Annotated in this window: 14 protein-coding genes, 1 other RNA gene and 1 pseudogene; 5 read left to right on the forward strand and 11 right to left on the reverse strand. The window is 55.3% G+C overall.

What is annotated here, in order from left to right; genetic code table 11:
• The first annotated feature begins 151 nt into the window (after nt 1–151).
• The gene (locus tag AB1763_08920; protein MEW5832946.1) at nt 152–835 is read left to right on the forward strand and encodes a response regulator transcription factor; all 684 of its coding nucleotides are present in this window, start codon (nt 152–154) and stop codon (nt 833–835) included.
• 15 nt (nt 836–850) lie between these two features.
• Here the strand turns inward: AB1763_08920 and AB1763_08925 are convergent, their stop codons facing one another.
• From AB1763_08925 to AB1763_08950, 6 genes are read right to left on the reverse strand one after another with little or no spacing between them, the layout of a single operon-like run.
• Nucleotides 851–1,756 carry a diguanylate cyclase gene (locus tag AB1763_08925; protein MEW5832947.1) on the reverse strand — a complete coding sequence of 302 codons (906 nt, stop codon included), beginning with the start codon at nt 1,754–1,756 and terminating at the stop codon, nt 851–853.
• Entirely contained in the window at nt 1,753–5,373 is a 3,621-nt protein-coding gene (locus AB1763_08930; GenBank protein MEW5832948.1) for a CHASE domain-containing protein, read from the reverse strand. The genes AB1763_08925 and AB1763_08930 overlap by 4 nt, the downstream gene beginning before the upstream one ends.
• Before the next feature lie 41 nt (nt 5,374–5,414).
• Entirely contained in the window at nt 5,415–6,311 is an 897-nt protein-coding gene (locus AB1763_08935; protein MEW5832949.1) for a phosphatase, read from the reverse strand.
• Nucleotides 6,308–8,437, reverse strand: a complete 2,130-nt coding sequence (locus tag AB1763_08940) for a hypothetical protein (protein ID MEW5832950.1) — start codon at nt 8,435–8,437, stop codon at nt 6,308–6,310. The genes AB1763_08935 and AB1763_08940 overlap by 4 nt, the downstream gene beginning before the upstream one ends.
• Nucleotides 8,438–8,450: 13 nt before the next feature.
• Nucleotides 8,451–9,662, reverse strand: coding sequence for a threonine ammonia-lyase (gene ilvA, locus AB1763_08945; GenBank protein MEW5832951.1), 1,212 nt, complete (start codon nt 9,660–9,662; stop codon nt 8,451–8,453).
• A gap of 9 nt (nt 9,663–9,671) precedes the next feature.
• Nucleotides 9,672–10,103, reverse strand: coding sequence for a CoA-binding protein (locus AB1763_08950; GenBank protein MEW5832952.1), 432 nt, complete (start codon nt 10,101–10,103; stop codon nt 9,672–9,674).
• Between the two features lie 145 nt (nt 10,104–10,248).
• Here AB1763_08950 and AB1763_08955 point away from each other — a divergent pair, with 145 nt between their 5' ends.
• The 4 genes and pseudogenes from AB1763_08955 to AB1763_08970 all read left to right on the forward strand — a co-directional run bounded on the left by AB1763_08955 (nt 10,249) and on the right by AB1763_08970 (nt 13,426).
• A complete protein-coding gene (locus AB1763_08955; GenBank protein ID MEW5832953.1) occupies nt 10,249–10,914 on the forward strand; it encodes a PAS domain-containing protein in 666 nt (221 codons plus the stop codon).
• A 242-nt stretch (nt 10,915–11,156) separates the two neighbouring features.
• Nucleotides 11,157–11,771: pseudogene (locus AB1763_08960) on the forward strand (methyl-accepting chemotaxis protein).
• Between the two features lie 39 nt (nt 11,772–11,810).
• Complete coding sequence (locus AB1763_08965) at nt 11,811–12,134, forward strand: CZB domain-containing protein (GenBank protein MEW5832954.1); 324 nt, start codon at nt 11,811–11,813, stop codon at nt 12,132–12,134.
• Nucleotides 12,135–12,235: 101 nt separating this feature from the next.
• The gene (locus AB1763_08970; GenBank protein ID MEW5832955.1) at nt 12,236–13,426 is read left to right on the forward strand and encodes an EAL domain-containing protein; all 1,191 of its coding nucleotides are present in this window, start codon (nt 12,236–12,238) and stop codon (nt 13,424–13,426) included.
• Between the two features lie 6 nt (nt 13,427–13,432).
• Here the strand turns inward: AB1763_08970 and AB1763_08975 are convergent, their stop codons facing one another.
• The 5 genes from AB1763_08975 to AB1763_08995 all read right to left on the reverse strand — a co-directional run bounded on the left by AB1763_08975 (nt 13,433) and on the right by AB1763_08995 (nt 16,736).
• Nucleotides 13,433–13,792, reverse strand: a complete 360-nt coding sequence (locus AB1763_08975) for a nucleotide pyrophosphohydrolase (GenBank protein ID MEW5832956.1) — start codon at nt 13,790–13,792, stop codon at nt 13,433–13,435.
• A gap of 93 nt (nt 13,793–13,885) precedes the next feature.
• An RNA gene (gene rnpB, locus AB1763_08980) (RNase P RNA component class A) lies at nt 13,886–14,214 on the reverse strand.
• A gap of 39 nt (nt 14,215–14,253) precedes the next feature.
• Nucleotides 14,254–15,546 carry a diguanylate cyclase gene (locus AB1763_08985; GenBank protein ID MEW5832957.1) on the reverse strand — a complete coding sequence of 431 codons (1,293 nt, stop codon included), beginning with the start codon at nt 15,544–15,546 and terminating at the stop codon, nt 14,254–14,256.
• Nucleotides 15,547–15,753: 207 nt separating this feature from the next.
• Complete coding sequence (locus AB1763_08990; protein ID MEW5832958.1) at nt 15,754–16,050, reverse strand: DUF2018 family protein; 297 nt, start codon at nt 16,048–16,050, stop codon at nt 15,754–15,756.
• A gap of 119 nt (nt 16,051–16,169) precedes the next feature.
• On the reverse strand, nt 16,170–16,736 hold the full coding sequence (locus AB1763_08995; protein ID MEW5832959.1) for a 2-oxoacid:acceptor oxidoreductase family protein: 567 nt from the start codon (nt 16,734–16,736) through the stop codon (nt 16,170–16,172).
• Nucleotides 16,737–16,747: the final 11 nt, after the last annotated feature.

Below are 16,747 nucleotides of genomic sequence, written 5' to 3' on the forward strand. Positions count from 1 at the left end.
GCCAACTTCGTTAACAGGTCAAAAATCCGGGGGCGATTTGCCATTTTTCCTCCTGAATCGGTGCTTGTTGTAAGATTTGCATGATACTTGCCACACTATCGTGGAATAATGCTGCCCAGCGAAGCGATGCGCACACAAGGAGACAAGGGAAATGAAAATTTTACTGCTCGAAGACGATCCGCTGATGGGAAAACTCGTCGTCGAATTTTTTGCCGAAAAAGGGGACGAGGTCGAACACTGCCTGAGCGGAAAAGCGGCTTTGGCGGCAATCGGAAACACCCGGTACGATATCTATCTCCTCGATGTCAACGTCCCCGATTTCAACGGGTTCGCCTGCCTCGAAGCGATCCGTCGTGATCAGCCCGAACCCATCGTATTCATGCTCAGCGGGGACCATGACATCAAAAATATTGCCCATGCTTTTGAAATGGGGACCAACGACTTTATCAAAAAACCGTTCGACCTTGAAGAGATCGACATCCGCATCCGCTGGCTCAGCCGCCACACGCATCCGCGTCCCGTTGCGCCAAGCGGGCCGGTCCGGCTGAGCAATGAGTGCCATTTCGATACGACCGCACGCATTATCGACTGCGACGGGAAACGGATCAAACTTACCAAAAACGAATACGACGTCCTTCTCCTGCTGATCGGGCGCCGGGGTGAGCTCGTCACCCAAGAAGAGATACGCAAGTCGGTGTGGAAAGAGAAAGAGATAACGGTGATCGGAGTGCGTTCGGTCATCAGCCGGCTGCGGAAAAAACTCTCCGGAGACTGGATCGAAACCCTCAAAGGATTCGGCTACATCCTCAAGCCGCTGCCCGAAAAAGTCCTCTGAATCGCTGCCGCTGTCCTAACAGGAGCATCGGTTTCTGCCGTTTTGTTTCGAACGGTACAAAGCCTCGTCGGCACGTGCCAGCAACTCTTTTTTCCCTTCATTCGCTCCCCCGGAAAGCGCCGTTCCCACGCTGATCGTCACCTGTCGCGCAGCCGAGGAAAATTCGTGGACGATGTTCAGCCGCGCCACGGAATCGACCAGGTTGTGCGCCACCGTTTCGACCCCTTCGGCATCAACGTCGTACAAAAGGACGACAAACTCTTCCCCGCCGTAACGGGCAACGATGTCACCCGGCCGTTTGAGGGTATTTTTGAGTGTTTCGGCGATCTTGACCAAACACTCGTCCCCCCTGCCGTGGCCGTAATAGTCGTTGTAATTTTTGAAATGGTCGACATCGATCATCAGCACGGCCATGGACCGCCCTTCCCGAAGCGCTTTTTTGTAGTATTTTTCATACACCTCTTCGAAAAAACGGCGGTTGGGAATATGGGTCAGACCGTCGTGCATCGAAAGCTCTTCGAGAAGGTCGCTTTTGAGCTTGAGCGCGATATGGTTTCGAACCCGGATTTTGACAATGGTGGGGTGGAACGGTTTGGCGATATAGTCGAGCGCACCGAGGTTCAGGCCGTATTCTTCGTCTTTGATCTCGTTTTTGGCTGTGACGAAAATGATCGGTATGTGGTTTGTCTCTTCGCTGCTTTTGAGCGCTTTGCACACTTCATAACCGTCCATTCCGGGCATCTCGATGTCCAGCAGAATCAGGTCGGGTTTCTCTTTTCCGCGGGCAATCTCAAGCGCTTCGAGGCCGTTCTTGGCCGCCTTGATCCGGTATTCGTCCCGCAGAAGGTCGTATAGAACGGCGATGTTGGTCGCCATGTCGTCTACGATCAGGACCGTCGGGCGTTTGTCCACCGAACTCACACGCTCCACCGTTGCATGATCTCGTATGCCCTTTGCAATTCAAAATTGTCCATCGCGTCTTTCCATTCCCTGAGTTCCTCGCTGTCGACCCGTTCTTGGAGCGCGTCGGACAAAGAGCGCTGTTCATCCGGCGAAACGAGGTTTCTTTCTTTCAAAGAGTCGCTTATTTTAGCGAACAGAACGTTAAACGCTTCGGCATCCATCGACGAAACGACGGGATCGGCCGCACTGTTTTGCAGGTATTCACGAATCCGTTCGCGCAAAGCCGCCATCGCCTGTTGCAGGGCGTCGGCATCCGCATCCGCCGTATTTTCGGAGCGTTTGTATTTCGCGTCGATTCGGGTACAGACGCCGCACAGCGCCGCGGCACCGATGTTGCCGCTGACCCCTTTGAGGGCATGAACGGAAGCGCGGGCCTCCCAGTCGTTGCGGCGGACTTTCTCGCCCAGATCGGCAAATTCCCCTTCCAACTGAGCCAAAAACATCGACAATAGCTGGTGTATCCGCTCCTTTCTTCCGCTGGCAATCGTGTGAAGATATTCCTCATCCAGTACCGCTTCATTCTCTGAACCCCTTTTGGAAAACCGCTCCGCCGCCGAAGAGATCCCCTCGGAGGCCCTGCTCCATTTGGCGATCGTGGCATAGAGGTCGTTCATGTCGATCGGTTTGGCCAAATGGTCGTTCATCCCCGCTTCGAGGACTTTTTCACGGTCCTCGATCATCGCCGCGGCGGTCAGCGCGACAATCGGAACCTGCGTATCGTATTGCCGGATGATCCCGGTTGCTTCGTACCCGCTCATGATCGGCATCTGCAGATCCATCAGCAGCAAATCGTAGCGGCGGGGATCGGAGAGAAAAAGTTCGACCGCCTCTTTTCCGTTTCGGGCGATGGTAGGGACGATGCCGACCCTGCCCAGCATCATGCTTACCACTTCCTGATTGAGCAGGTTGTCCTCGGCCAGGAGTACGTGCAGTCCTCCAAGCTCAGCAAGGTTCCGCTGCTCGTGCATCGGCGAGAATCCGAGTCCCTGCGGCGACTCGCGATCGGGGGTGATGACCGTTTCACGGTCCCACGCACTGACCGCAACATCGATGTCGAACGAAAAAGTCGACCCCGCCCCTTTACGGCTCTCGACGCTCAGGTCACCGCCCATCGCGTTGACCAGACGTCGGGAGATCGTCAGTCCAAGCCCCGTTCCTCCGTATTTGCGCGTGATTGAGGTGTCCGCCTGGCTAAAGGGGATGAAAAGCTTGGCGATGTGCGATTCGTTCATTCCGATCCCGGTGTCGGCGACGCTGAAACGGATCAGGGCCCGATCTCCCCGACGCTCGCGCAACGAAATGGTGAGCGAGACCTTCCCTTTGTGGGTGAATTTCAGGGCATTGCTCAAGAGATTCGTGAGAATCTGGTCGAGTCGGAGTTCATCGCCGACGATTACCCCCGGCACGTCCCCGTCCATCCCGAAATCGAGCGTTATCCCCTGCTCCTCGGCGCGCTGTGCGAAGATGGCGTTAAGCTGGGACAATACGTTTTCGAGGGCAAAACTTTTCTCTTCCAGTTCGAGTTTGTCGGCCTCGATTTTCGAATAATCGAGAATATCGTTGATAATCTCCAGCAACATTTTCGACGAACGGTAGATTTTTTGGATGCAATCGCGCTGTTTGGGGTTGAGGTCGCTGTCGAACATCAGCTGGCTGAGTCCCAGCACGGCGTTCATCGGGGTACGTATCTCATGGCTCATGTTGGCGAGGAACTGGCTTTTTGCGATGTTGGCGGTTTCGGCCTGCTCTTTGGCGACCATGAGTTCGGCTTCGACCCTTTTACGTTCGGTAATGTCGTAGCCAAAGCCGATGTATTCGACACATTCGCCGTTCGCATCCGAACGGATCAGCGAATTCCAGGCGATAATCCGTTCTTCCCCGTCCTTTCGGGTCAGCACCATCTCATAATCGCGCACGTCGGCATGCGTCGAGAGCTTGTGCAAAAGGGATTCGATGTGGGCATACGATTCGCCCGGATGAAACGTTTCCCACCAGTTCCTCCCGATCAGTTCGGCAGCACTGTAGCCGCTGATCCGCTCGCCGGCGGGATTGACGAAATTGCACGTGCCGTCCGGCGCGAGCCCGACGACGAAAATCGGGGTCTCCTTGATGATATTGGCCGAGTAGTCCCTTTCCGCTTTCAGCGACTCCTCGATCTGCTTGCGCTCGTGAATGTCCGCATGCGATCCGACCATCCGCGACGGACGTCCGTGACGGTCGCGTCCGACGATGATCCCGCGGTCGAAAATCCATTTGTAGCTGCCGTCTTTGCATTTGATCCGATGTTCATTGGTGTATGCGTCGGTTTTTCCGTCCAGATGAAGCTGCAAATCCCGGTACACCCGGTCAATATCCTCGGGATGGACCCGTTTTTCCCATTCGAACAGGGTATTTGAAATTTCCTCTTCCCCAAACCCGAGCATCTCTTTCCACCGTTTAGAGAAAAAGACCTCGTTCGTTTCCATGTTCCAGTCCCAGATCCCATCACCCGACCCTTCCAGTACGAAACGCAGACGCTCTTCGGAAATGGAGAGTCTTTCGGTAATCTTCTCGGCCAGCTGCTGCGCCTTTTCCTTGGTACGGATAAGCGAACGGATGACGGCAAAGAGGGTCAACGACAAAAGCGTCCCCAGCAACAGCACCAGCCACGGAAAACTGGTTTGCGCCTCCTGAATGAAACCGTGCAGCGGTCTGTAACGAAGCGTCCATACCCTTCCGTCGACGTCGATCCGCTGTTCGACGGCGGGAGCACCCACGGCGACCGATGCCATGTGTTTTGAAAGCAGCAGGTTTTCTTTTGTCGGCGCACCGTCGTAAATTTCAAAGGCCAGATCTTTGTAACGATCTCCCAAAACGCCCCACATCAGGTCTTTGACCCGGAACGGCGCGTACACGAATCCCTGCAGCGCCGCCAGCCGCTGGGCTTTTGTCTCCAGACGGGCCCCTTTCGCGTAGACCGGAACGTACATCAGGAAACCGGCCTGCTCGTCAATCCGGTTCTCCTGCATCAGGCGTACTTTTCCGCTTGCCGCCGCGACCCCGGTCACCGCCGCGCGAACCATCGCTTCACGGCGTACTTGCTCGGAAAACATATCATACCCGATCGCCCGGCGGTTACGTTGATCCAGCGGTTCGAGGTAAACGATCGCGGTATAAGACTCCCGTTGTCCCGACGGGCGGAGGGCGTAATCGACGAACCCTTCCGCCCGCATCGCCGCTTCATGCCGTTTGACCTCGGAAGGCTCGATCACCGCAGCGTAGCCGAGCCCCTGGATCCCGGGAAAAGAACGTTCAATCCGGAGCATATCGACAAACGTACGCCATTCGCTCCGCTCGACATTGTCCGAAGCGCTGTAAAGCCCCGCCCCCGCATAGAGGATGTGGCGGTAGGCGTCCATGCGCGTCGTGATCAGCAGTGTCGCCTGCTTGGTCACCGTTTCGAAACGGAGCCGTTCTTTCTCTTTGGCATTCTCCTGCTCGTATCGAAAAGCCGCAACGCTTAATGCGATTCCCGCGGCCAGAACGGCATAGGCCAGCATCTTTTTATTGAGTATTTTCTCGAATAACGGCTGCATACCGGCACCTCGCATTGCGGAACTGAGTTTATTATACACCTTCAAAGCGCGGATGTGTCCGACATTCGATGAAAATAATCGAGCGCGATCCCCTCGCGCAAGCCGTCATCGACGACAATCGCTTGCTCATGCCCGAGCGCTTCGTACAATGCCGTCACCATCAAGATCCCCGCCACGATGAGGTTTTCCCTCCCTACCCCGACGTAACGGGTTCGGCGCGCTTCGTCCATGGCCAGCAGCTCATCGTAAGCGCGGTAACATTCGCGGAGGGAGAGGACGTATCCGTTGATCCGTCCGGGATCATAGGTTTCATAATCCATCCCGTTCACGTAAGCCGCGATCGTCGTCGGTGTTCCCGCCGTCAGCACCAGCGATCCGCTTCCCGCCGGGAGGGCATCACGGACGCACGCGGCGAATTCGGCGATTTTTTCGCCGAGTCGTTCCGGACGGCTCACGCTCTCGGAGAGGGTGACGATCCCCTTCTCGATGCTGACCGCACGGCTTTCTCCCCCTTCAACGCGTATCAGTTCGGTCGATCCCCCGCCGATATCGGCCAGAACGAACGCTTCCGCACCGATCCCCAGTTTTTTCAGCCGGTATTGCACTGCCAAGAGCGTCAGGGACGCCTCTTTCATCGGACCGATAATCTCGAACCGCAAACCGCATTCGCGTTCGATCCTCTCAAGAACCTCCGAAGCGTTGCGGGCGCGACGCATCGCGGCGGTGGTGTAGGCGACGACACTCTGGTTTTTCCATTCCATCCGCTCCCGCGCCTGGGCGATGGCCTCTATGATCCGCCGTTGCGCGTTTTCCCCGATCAGGCCGCTTTCATTGAGCCCCTCGGCGGTACGGACGATTTTTTCGAAACTCCGTCCCCACTCGCATCCGTCGTATTCGACGAAACGGATCGTATTGGATCCCAGATCGATCGCGATCATGCGTTCACCGTAATGTCGTCCACCCGCACCAGCGGGCTCCAGGTTTCGAGCGATCCTTTGGGCAGGTCGTTTAGAACCAGCTCACTTTTGTACGCCCGCTGAAAGTCTTCGTACACCCCTTCTATCCCCTCTTCGACACCGAAGAACCGGACGTATTGGCGGATGCCGTTTTCGACCGCCTTTTGCGGGGCTTTGGCGCCGATCTTGTTTTCGAGCTGGACGCAGTAGGCCTGCTGCATCACGACCCCGATGGCGGCATGCTTGTCCCGGACGGTACGATAGGCTTCGAGCGCTGCGAGGGTTTCGCGCGGCTCCCCGAGCGCGGCGTGATGCTGCGCTTCGTCCACCGCTTTGTTCCACATCTCCTCGAGTTCCTGCGCTTCGGGGGTATCGTAGAGGAACGGAAACTGGCTCAGATACGAAAAAGCGTTGACCATGTTCTGGGTATGGACCGCATTCCAGAACAGATGTTTGATACGGATGGTGTCGGCCATTTTCTGCGTTTCGTAGGCGTAATCGGGAAAATAGACGAGTACCTCGCACCCTTTTTGCGCGGTAGCGTAGTCCCCCGCATCGTACGCTTTGTTCGTCTGGATGTAGAGCTTGTCGGCATACTCCATGACGGCCGTATACTCGGCGAATTCCTTGAGAAACGGATGGCGTTTGACCAGGTCGTGGAACCGGACGTAGTCGGCCTGACGGATCACCTGTTTGAAATAATCGTACATTTTCCGTTTTTCAAACAGCTGCTGGATCAGAACCGTTTTGGACGAAATCCCCCGGTACGGCGAAAGGACCGCGCGGGCCTGTTCCTCTCCGTTTGGAGTCATAATCAGTTCCTGCGCTTTGGTAAACGCTTTCTGCCACCGCAACTCCATGCTGCGATACGGCTCGGAATCCTGAAACGCCGGGTACTGCGTAGCGAGGGAATAGGCCAATGCATACCGCTCTTCGAGAACGTTTTTCTTGAACAGGGTATATTTCTCGTAATCCCGCAACAGCTGGTTGATAAAGGCGTTTTTGCCCGGTATCGCACTGAAAATGTCGAGAAGTTCTTTGGCTTTGTCGCGCTCGCTGTTTTCGAGGAAAAAACGCGCCTTGTTGACCGCATCGTCCCATATCCGTTCAGCCGTTTCGTAAGCCTTCGAATACCCCAGCATCGGGTTGATCTCCAGTACGTCGTAAAAGGCTTTGAAACGGCGGTCTCTCAGCATCTGTACGTACTCTTCCTCGTCTCCGAAGAGCGAATAGACCCGGACGTTTCCTTCCGCCGTCCCGACGGCAAGGCGGTAAGGCTCGGTCATAAACGCCAGCGACGTCACCGGTTCGCTCTCTTTGAGGTAGCGCTGGGTAAGGGCGTCCTGGCGGAGGGTGTCGTAGAGGCCGACGTAGCCGAGCTTCGTCCCGACGAAAATGAAACGCCCGTCGGGGCTGGTGCACATCGTGGTGACCTCGTCGTTCATCTTCTGGAACCGCTTGATCACCTGGGCGTTGTGCATGTCCCACAGGACGATCGACCCCTCTTTTTCGACCGAAAGCAGCCGCCCTTCGGAGAGGAATACGATCCTGACGATGGGGCTGTTATGCCCTCTTAGCCTGATGGGCTGCTTCATGATCCCGAGGTTGAGTACCTGAATGCTGCGGTCGTAGCTTCCCGTGGCGATCCACTGCCCCTTGGGGTTGAAAGCCACCGTGGTAACGTAATCGGCGTGCGGCGGCATCACAAACGCCAGCCGCCCCGTCTTGATCACCCACACGTACGCTTTCCCGTCTTGTCCGCAGGTGACGCAATAACGGTTTTTCGGATCGATGGCGACGCTTTCGACCTCTCCCTTGTGGCGGCCGAACTTGTTGACGAGGGTTTTGGAGGGGATGCTGAAAAGAGCCGCCTGGTTCGTCCCCGGGACGACCGAAAACGAATATTCGCCGTTCATCGAAATGTCGACGTGCGATCCGAAGATCCGTTCGTGCTGTATGTTCGTTTTAAAACCGCCCAGAAGAGCGTAGGTTTCAGCCGAAGCGATCCGAAGCGAGTTTTGGGCGTCAATCATCCCAAGATTGCCGTCGGAGAGGGTTCTGAGCAGGAGTATGGGCTGCTTGATATTAAATAATTTTAAAATCTCCATACCCCGCTACCCCCTAGTGCTCTTCACTGCTGAGGTAGCGGTGTTCCTTGAGCATCGCCCGGATCGTTTCCTGATGGTCTTTCCCTTTGGTTTCGAGATGGATCGTGACATTCGCGTCTCCGTACGCGAGCGTCGTCGAGGTTCGATCGTAAGCGATGTGGACGATGTTCGCGTTGAGCGACTGGAGCATTTCGGTCAGCTGCATCAGCGCGCCGGGTTTATCGACGAGCGTGACGGTGACTTTCATTTTCCGTCCCGACTTGATGAGACCTTTTTCGATAATCACCGACAGCAGGGTGACGTCCATGTTCCCGCCGCTGAGAACGGTCCCCACTTTTTTCCCTTTGAGTTCAGGCAGTTTCCCGTGCAGCAACGCGGCGACACCGGCAGCTCCCGCCCCTTCGACGACCAGTTTCTGGCGTTCGAGAAGGAACAAGATCGCATTGGCGATCTCTTCGTCGTCGACGGTGACGATCTGATCCACCGTCTCGAGAATATGCCCCAGCGTCACTTCGGAAGTGTCGCGCACGGCGATCCCGTCGGCAATGGTACGCACGGCGGTACTGTCGATCGCCTGTTTGGCGTCAAACGACTCTTTCATCGCGGGCGCTCCCTGCGCACTCACCCCGATCACCCGGATACGCGGGTCGAGCGCTTTGATCGCCGACGCCATCCCCGAGATGAGGCCGCCGCCGCCGACGGGGATGACGACCGCATCCAGGTCAGCGATCGATCCGATCATCTCCAGCGCGATGGTTCCCTGCCCGGCCATAACCGCCTCGTCCGCGAAAGGGTGAACGAAGACCATGCCGTGCTCGCTTCCGTAGGTCGAAGCGTAAGCGTACGCTTCGTCGTAGTTGCTCCCCGCGAGGATCACTTCCGCGCCGTAATAGCGCACCCCGTTGATCTTCGTCAGAGGGGTCGATTCGGGCATGACGATCAGGGCCCGGATCCCGAATATCTGTGCCGCCATGGCGACACCCTGCGCATGGTTCCCCGCACTGGCCGCGATCACTCCCCGGGAGCGTTCTTCATCGCTGAGGGTCGCGATTTTGTTGTAGGCGCCACGGATTTTGAACGCACCGGTGACCTGAAGGTTCTCTTTTTTGAGATAAATCTCGCATCCGCTCTCTTCGCTCAGTCTGGGGGCATACGCAAACGGCGTTTCGACGACGGTTCCCTGGATCCGCCGGGCGGCTTCGTGGATAGTGGCTAAATCGATCAATGGTTCCCTTTAGGCTTGGATCATGCGGTGCTCGACCATCGAGCAGTGGTTTTGCACCACTTTCATCCCCGCATTGCGCGCTTTTTGCGCGGCATCGTTGTTCACGATCCCTTTTTGGGCCCAGAACACTTTGACGTCACCGCGTTTGATGCACTCGTCGGCAACCGCGTCGAGGGCGTCGGGTTTTCGGAAGATATTGACCATATCGACCGCACAGGGGATCTCGGCGAGCGAACGGTATACCTTTTCTCCCAGAATGGTCTCTTCTTTCGGATAAACGGGGATGATCGTGTATCCGGCGTTTTTCAGATACTCGGCGACGCGGTAACTGTCTTTGGTCGGATCGGGAGAGAGTCCCAGAACCGCGATCGTTTTTACGCCCTCTAAAATCGCTTTGATTTCGTCATTGGTTGCATTGACGGTGGGAAATTGGCATTCCATATCGTATCCTCGGCACATATAGTTAATTTCCCATTATACCAAAATCCGTGCCTGACGCGCTAGCGATGAGCGCTTTGCCCTGCCGTTTGCCACGCAATTGCAACAGTATTTGCGGATAATTGCGCATCCACAATCAGGAGCAGCCATGGCAGGACAGGAACTTACGTTCGGCGAGCATGAATTCATCGTCTCCAAAACAGACACGTCAGGAAAAATCGTCTACGGCAACGAGCTTTTCATCAGGATGTCGGGATACACCGAACAGGAACTTCTGGGCAAGCCCCACAACATTCTGCGTCATCCCGATATGCCCGCTACCGTATATAAGTACCTGTGGGAAACGATCCGGAAAAAAGAGGAGGTATTCGCCTACGTCGTCAACCGTACCAAAAACGGCGACTACTACTGGGTCATGGCCCACGTTACCGCCAGCCTGGATGAAAACGGCGCCATCATCGGCTACCATTCGGTACGGCGCAAACCCTCCGCGCAGGCAATCGCCATGATCAGACCGCTCTACCGAAGCCTCCTCGAAGCCGAGCGCAAGGGAGGCGTATCGGCCGGCGAAGTGCTGCTGAAATCGACACTACAACAACACAAGGTCTCATATGACGAATTTGTCCTCTCTCTAAACTCCAGTATCTCAACATCATCTCGATCGCCGTTTTCTCCGTCGCGCTCGTCTTTGAGATCGTTACGATGGGATTCGACTGGATACGGGTTCTTAATCTTCTCAATTTTGCCATCGCCTGGGCAATATTCGTCAACATCCGTAAGGTTCAGTCCACGATCCATACCGTCGCCGATGTGATGAAAGAGATCGAACAAGGACACATGGAGACCCGCATCACCAACATCGACGACCACGGCGAGCTCCGTACGCTGTGTTGGAACACCAACAACATGATCGACCAGCTCGAAGTCTACCTGCGCGACACCGATGCCGTCATCGATGCCATCAGCCGCGACCGCTACTACCGCACCGTCCAGAGTTCGGGGCTCAAAGGTTCGCTGCGCCGTTCGGCCGAGAGCATCAATCAAAACGTGATCAAGATGCGCGACAGCCACGAAGCGCTCAAACTCTTCGACCTCGATGCCAGACTCGCCGAAATCAGCCGTTCGACCGGAGGGCTTGACGTCATCCAGCAAGACCTGGCCACCACCATCGAACGCCTCTCGGAGATCGCCAAACTCTCGCTGGGGACCGCCGAACTCTCCACCCAAACGGTCGGCGAAGTCGAAAACGTCTCATCCGATTTGTGCACCCTCACCGACCTCGTCCAGCGTTCCAACGACGCGATCATCGCCCTGGGAACGCGGGCCAACGACATCAACTCGGTCGTCAACCTGATCAAAGACATCGCCGACCAGACCAACCTCCTTGCTCTCAATGCCGCCATCGAAGCGGCGCGTGCCGGCGAACACGGACGGGGATTCGCCGTCGTCGCCGATGAGGTGCGCAAACTGGCAGAGAGGACCCAGAAAGCGACGGGAGAAATTTCGATCGCGATCCAGACCCTCCAGCAAGACACCCACGACCTGGAAACCAGCTCGGCTTCAATGAACGACATCGCGATCCAGTCGAATGCGATGATGCAGACCTTTTCCGAAACGATCCTCCGTTTTAACGAAAACGCCCGCACAACCGCCGATCTGGTCGGAAACATCGAGCTCACGTCGTTCGTCACCCTCGCCAAAATCGACCACATCCTCTTCAAAGGGCGCACCTACGACTCGGTGTATACCCGTAAGGCCGCAGGAACGTTCTTCGACCACCACAGCTGCCGGTTCGGAAAATGGTACGAAGGGGATACGGGACGCTCCAAGTTCGGACACTTCCCCTCCTTCGGACGACTCGACCAGCCGCACAAAGAGGTCCATACCAATGCCCTGCGGATTATCGAATTCCTCACCGACGTCGACACGATCGGCGACCACAAAACCGAAATCATCGAGCGGTTCGCAAAAATGGAAGAATCCTCGCGCGAGCTCTTCGTACTGATGGATACGATGCTCAAAGAAGCATCATAAAGACGAACGCACTGCCTTTTTTTTAATCATTTTTTCACCACTTCGCATCGGCGAACGGTGTATCATCTCATCCCTGCTTACACTATTGCACAAGGAGAGGGATGGATACCGTACGACAGATGATTGACGAACGTCGTTTCATCATCCACTTTCAGCCTATCCTCTCGGTGCGCGGACGCACTTTTTTCGGGGTCGAGGCACTCCTTCGCGGCGTGTCGCCCGACGGGACGGCGATTTCCCCTGCTCTCCTTTTCGACCGGGCAGATGCCGAGGGGCTGGGGATGGAGCTCGACCGTCTCGCCCGGCATCTTGCCATCGAATCGTTTCATCCCCTTTGGGAACGCAACAAGCGCCTGCTCCTGTTCGTCAATTTCGAATCCAAGCTGATCGACTCGTACGAACCGGGATCGTACCTTTTCGACGGTTTGCTCAAACGCCACGGAATCCCCTTTAGCAACATCGTTTTGGAGATCAAAGAGGACGAAATCCGCGATACCGCCAAACTCGAAGCGTTTTGTGCCCACTACCGCAATCTCGGGTTCAACATCGCGCTCGATGACTTCGGCGTGGGCCGTTCGAGTTTCGACCGCCTTGCGGTGGTCCGTCCCGACATCATCAAAATCGACCGTTCGCTGATCGCGGGAATCGACGCCGACCATATCCACCGCGAAATCGTCCACGCCATCTGCCGCATGAGTACCAATATCGGGGCGATCGCGCTGGCCGAAGGGGTCGAGACGCCTGAAGAAGCCGCCTACGCGAAATACGCCGGAGCGACGCTGATACAGGGATTCTGGACCGCACGCCCCACGCCCGATCCCGTCTGCGAGAATTTTCCGCTCAAAATCGACGCGATCAAAACCCGCTGCGACCGTCTCCAAAACGACCGCGACGCCCACACCGAGTCTCTGGGCGAACAGGCCCGATCGCTGTGCACGCGCTTTTGCCAAACGTTCTGCGGTCCCGAAACGCCGGAAGGATGGCACGAAGCGCTCCTCCCTGCCCTCTCGGGGATGTCGAACATCGAGGCCCTCTACCTCATCAACGCCTCGGCCAGACAGGTCGGCCCCACCCTGCTGCGGGGAAAAACCCGATCGTTTTTCGAACCCGCCGAACACGGCAGCGACCACTCCCGCAAAGAGTATTTCATCCGCGCCCTCGATTCGAAAAACGGCTACCACCTCACCGCGAATTACGTCTCGCTGGCGACCGGGAACCTTTGCTGCACCTACGCGGCGAAAATAGAGATCGCCAGCGTCCCCTACGTCCTCTGCATCGATTTTATCCGCTGATCGGGCTTATCGCCCAGCTTTGGTGAGAAAAAGCCGCTTTTTATCCATCCCCTTGACCCTGTCGATGGGGTATTTGGCTTCGTTCTTGGCCATTTTATCCACGATTGCCGCTTCCAGATCGATTTCGAGCTTCATGCACAGCCGTATCAGGTAAACGGCAATATCGGCAATCTCCTCGCGGGTATGCTCTCTCACTTCCGAGGGGAGGTCCTGCGACTCCTCTTCGCTCAGCCACTGGAAGATTTCGCTGAGTTCCCCCACCTCGCCCGTCAGAGCCATCACGAGGTTTTTTGGGCTATGGTGTTTTTCCCAGTCGCGCTCGGCGGAAAAACGGCTAAGGAGATTTTGGATATGTTCGAGGTTCATGGGAGTATCCGTCGTATAAAGATGCGGATATTATGACGTAAAAAATCTATGGCGCGATACGGTCACAGTAGGCTTTGAAAGTGAGCATTAAAGGAGGTAGGCACAACGTAAGCCGGGTTCTGGATGAAGCGATAATTAATCTACTGCCCTGATCGCTCAGGGCCTCTAGCGAAACAATAGCGATGTAGGACGCTAACCATCTGTTTCTTGCTGCGCGGTTGGGTTTACATAGCTCTCCTGGTTGCCCAAGAGACTGGTGGGCTCTTACCCCGCCGTTTCACCCTTACCCCTTGCAGGGCGGTCTGCTCTCTGTTGCACTGTCCCTCACGTTACCGTGGCCATCCGTTAGATGGAACCGTGTCCTACGGCAGCCCGGACTTTACCTCTTGGACACGTGTCCAAGCTATCGCCTGTTGTACCTGCGCGTATTATAGGCTAATTAGGATTAGCCGCGCCTAAGATCATTCACTCACGCTCTGATTACGCCCGTTTTCCTTGGCACGGTAGAGGTATCCGTCGGCCCGCTTGAACAGCTCTTTCGTCCCTTCCCCTTTTTGCATCTGGGCGATCCCGAACGAACAGGTGATTTTCCGATCCCGCACCTGCAGACAGTTCTGCACCGCCTGGCGTATCCGCTCGGCCACCTCGCGGGCGGTCGAGAGTTCCGTACCCGGCAGGAGGATGATGAATTCTTCCCCTCCCCACCGCGCGCACACGTCGCTGGTACGCGTACACGTACGCAAAATCCCCGCGAAACGGACGATGACGTCATCCCCTTCGTAATGGCCGTAGGTATCGTTGATCGATTTGAAATGGTCGATGTCGGCGAGAATCACCGAGAGCGCTTCGGTTTTGGCGACCGCGTTGAAATGGAGGTTGCGGAAAATGGTATCAAGTTCCCGGCGGTTGTAGAGCCCCGTCAGCGGATCGACTTTGGCCAACTCGTCGGCGGTAATGTCGTTGCGAAAGGCCATGTACTCCGTGATCGTCCCCTCTTCGTCGTATACCGGAACAATCCGTGTTTTGGTGATGAAGGTGCTGCCGTTTTTCCGGACATTGGCGAGACTGCCGTTCCAGATCTCCCCGGCGGTGATCGTCTCCCACAGTTCGCGGTAGATATCGGGGTCCGATTCGGGATGACGAAGCATCGCGTGCGTCTTGCCGACCAGTTCCTCTTTTTCGTAGCCGCTGAGCTTGCAGAACGCCTCGGTGGCCTCCAGTATAACGCCGTCGGTCCCCGTCCGCGAATAGAGGACGTTTTCCTGGATGATCCGGTTTCGGAAATCGAGTTCGGCTTCGCTGGCGCATTTCATCTCGCTGTAGATCGACAATACCCCGTAAAGGTTATGGTCGAGGACCATCATCACGTTGTGGGCGTGCTTTTTCATCTCAAAGACGCCGCACTCTTCGAGATATTGCACCAGCACATTTTTAAGCGCCGTGCAACTCATAAAAACGTCTTCGACGGTGAGGCCCATCTCGTAAAATTCGTTAATGATCGAACGCATGACGGGACAGTCCCCCGGCTGACGGTCCCCGTTGAGGACTTTGAGGAAATTGTTCATGACCCCCGTCGCGATTTTAGTACGGTATTCCTCGATAGTATATCCCAGCGTCTCGACGATGTTTCCCAAAGCGGGGTATTCCAGCCATTTCTGAAGGATATATTCGCGCTGTTCCTCGAAAAAATCCACAAGTCCGGTATCGTACCGCAAAGCATCGACAACCGAACTCATGTGGGGAAACTCGCGCATCTTTATCCTTTGAAAACAGATAGGAGATTATTCGAAACCGTTATTTTGTTATATTCTATTTGATTATAACTTTATTCAAACTAAAAAAACTAAAAAGTGTTCGGAACCGCTAAGATGACGTCATAGAAAAAAGAGCGTGAAACGGATGTGGAAAGGAGAGAAAACGGCCGGCACTCAGATGCCGGGCCGGCAAAAAACGGGGCGGAATCAGTCGGAAAGTTTGTAAATCAGACGCCCCGCATATTCCATGTAGAGACTTTTTTTATGATTTTCAATTTCGGACTGGTTCATAATCGCGTAGGACTCTACGATCCGATCGAGCTCCTCTTCTCCATGCTGCTGCATCAGCATCTTTTCCATCACGGCTATTTTGGTCATGATTTCGTCAAAATCATAGCGGTACAAATCTTCGCTCACCTGTGTGGCAATATCCCAATATTTGGATTGCGGAGAACCGCCGAAAATATCGTCTTCGTCTTCAAATAATACATCGTATTTCGACATGTATATCTCCTGTTCATAGTTATCGTAGAGTAGCAAATCGTTGATTAATCGCACTTAGATATTGTAGGATAGATTGATTTTTTTAAGAGAAAGTGGGGATTTCCGCCGAAGCGGAAATATTACGACGCTTTTTTAGCCATTGCCTCAAGAGCGTATTTTTTACCGAGGTCGTACGCTTTGTTGTTGACATCGTGTACTTTTGCCGGTACTTTCGAGAGCATGACGCCGCGCAGAAGCTCGTCGTCCAACGCTTTCATATAGGTATTGGCGATTGCCAGTGCGACAACCGACTGGGTGATTACGTTACCGATTTCATCTTTGGCGATCGTAATGATGGGGATCTCAACGATGTTCCATTTTTTACGGTCTTCCTCGGTCGGGTGGACCAGATTCGGCTCGATAACGATCGTTCCGCCGGGAGTTACCCCGTTTTTGAACAGGTTGTAGCTCGCCTGGGCAACGGAGAGCATGAAATCGATCTCGCCGTCGTTGGCGTACGGGTAGAAGATCTCTTCGTCGTCGAGCGTGATGTCAACGACGGTCGGGCCGCCGCGCACTTGCGAAGTATAGGTAGCGGTTTTAAGACCGTGTCCCCCCTCTTTGATTTTAGCCGCAGCGAAAATTTCTCCCGCAAGAAGAACACCCTGTCCGCCGACACCGGTAAATCTCATTAATGTTCTAGCCATGTGTCTTTCTC

The organism is Campylobacterota bacterium (assembly GCA_040752835.1).
Lineage (GTDB): Bacteria > Campylobacterota > Campylobacteria > Campylobacterales > Sulfurimonadaceae > Sulfuricurvum.

What these genes read in the sequence shown, in the direction of transcription:
- AB1763_08920 (MEW5832946.1), top strand. Translation starts at nt 152, where the DNA reads ATGAAAATTTTACTGCTCGAAGACGATCCGCTGATGGGAAAACTCGTC.
- AB1763_08930 (MEW5832948.1), bottom strand. Translation starts at nt 5,373, where the DNA reads ATGCAGCCGTTATTCGAGAAAATACTCAATAAAAAGATGCTGGCCTAT.
- AB1763_08935 (MEW5832949.1), bottom strand. Translation starts at nt 6,311, where the DNA reads ATGATCGCGATCGATCTGGGATCCAATACGATCCGTTTCGTCGAATAC.
- AB1763_08940 (MEW5832950.1), bottom strand. Translation starts at nt 8,437, where the DNA reads ATGGAGATTTTAAAATTATTTAATATCAAGCAGCCCATACTCCTGCTC.
- AB1763_08950 (MEW5832952.1), bottom strand. Translation starts at nt 10,103, where the DNA reads ATGGAATGCCAATTTCCCACCGTCAATGCAACCAATGACGAAATCAAA.
- AB1763_08955 (MEW5832953.1), top strand. Translation starts at nt 10,249, where the DNA reads ATGGCAGGACAGGAACTTACGTTCGGCGAGCATGAATTCATCGTCTCC.
- AB1763_08970 (MEW5832955.1), top strand. Translation starts at nt 12,236, where the DNA reads ATGGATACCGTACGACAGATGATTGACGAACGTCGTTTCATCATCCAC.
- AB1763_08975 (MEW5832956.1), bottom strand. Translation starts at nt 13,792, where the DNA reads ATGAACCTCGAACATATCCAAAATCTCCTTAGCCGTTTTTCCGCCGAG.
- AB1763_08985 (MEW5832957.1), bottom strand. Translation starts at nt 15,546, where the DNA reads ATGCGCGAGTTTCCCCACATGAGTTCGGTTGTCGATGCTTTGCGGTAC.
- AB1763_08990 (MEW5832958.1), bottom strand. Translation starts at nt 16,050, where the DNA reads ATGTCGAAATACGATGTATTATTTGAAGACGAAGACGATATTTTCGGC.
- AB1763_08995 (MEW5832959.1), bottom strand. Translation starts at nt 16,736, where the DNA reads ATGGCTAGAACATTAATGAGATTTACCGGTGTCGGCGGACAGGGTGTT.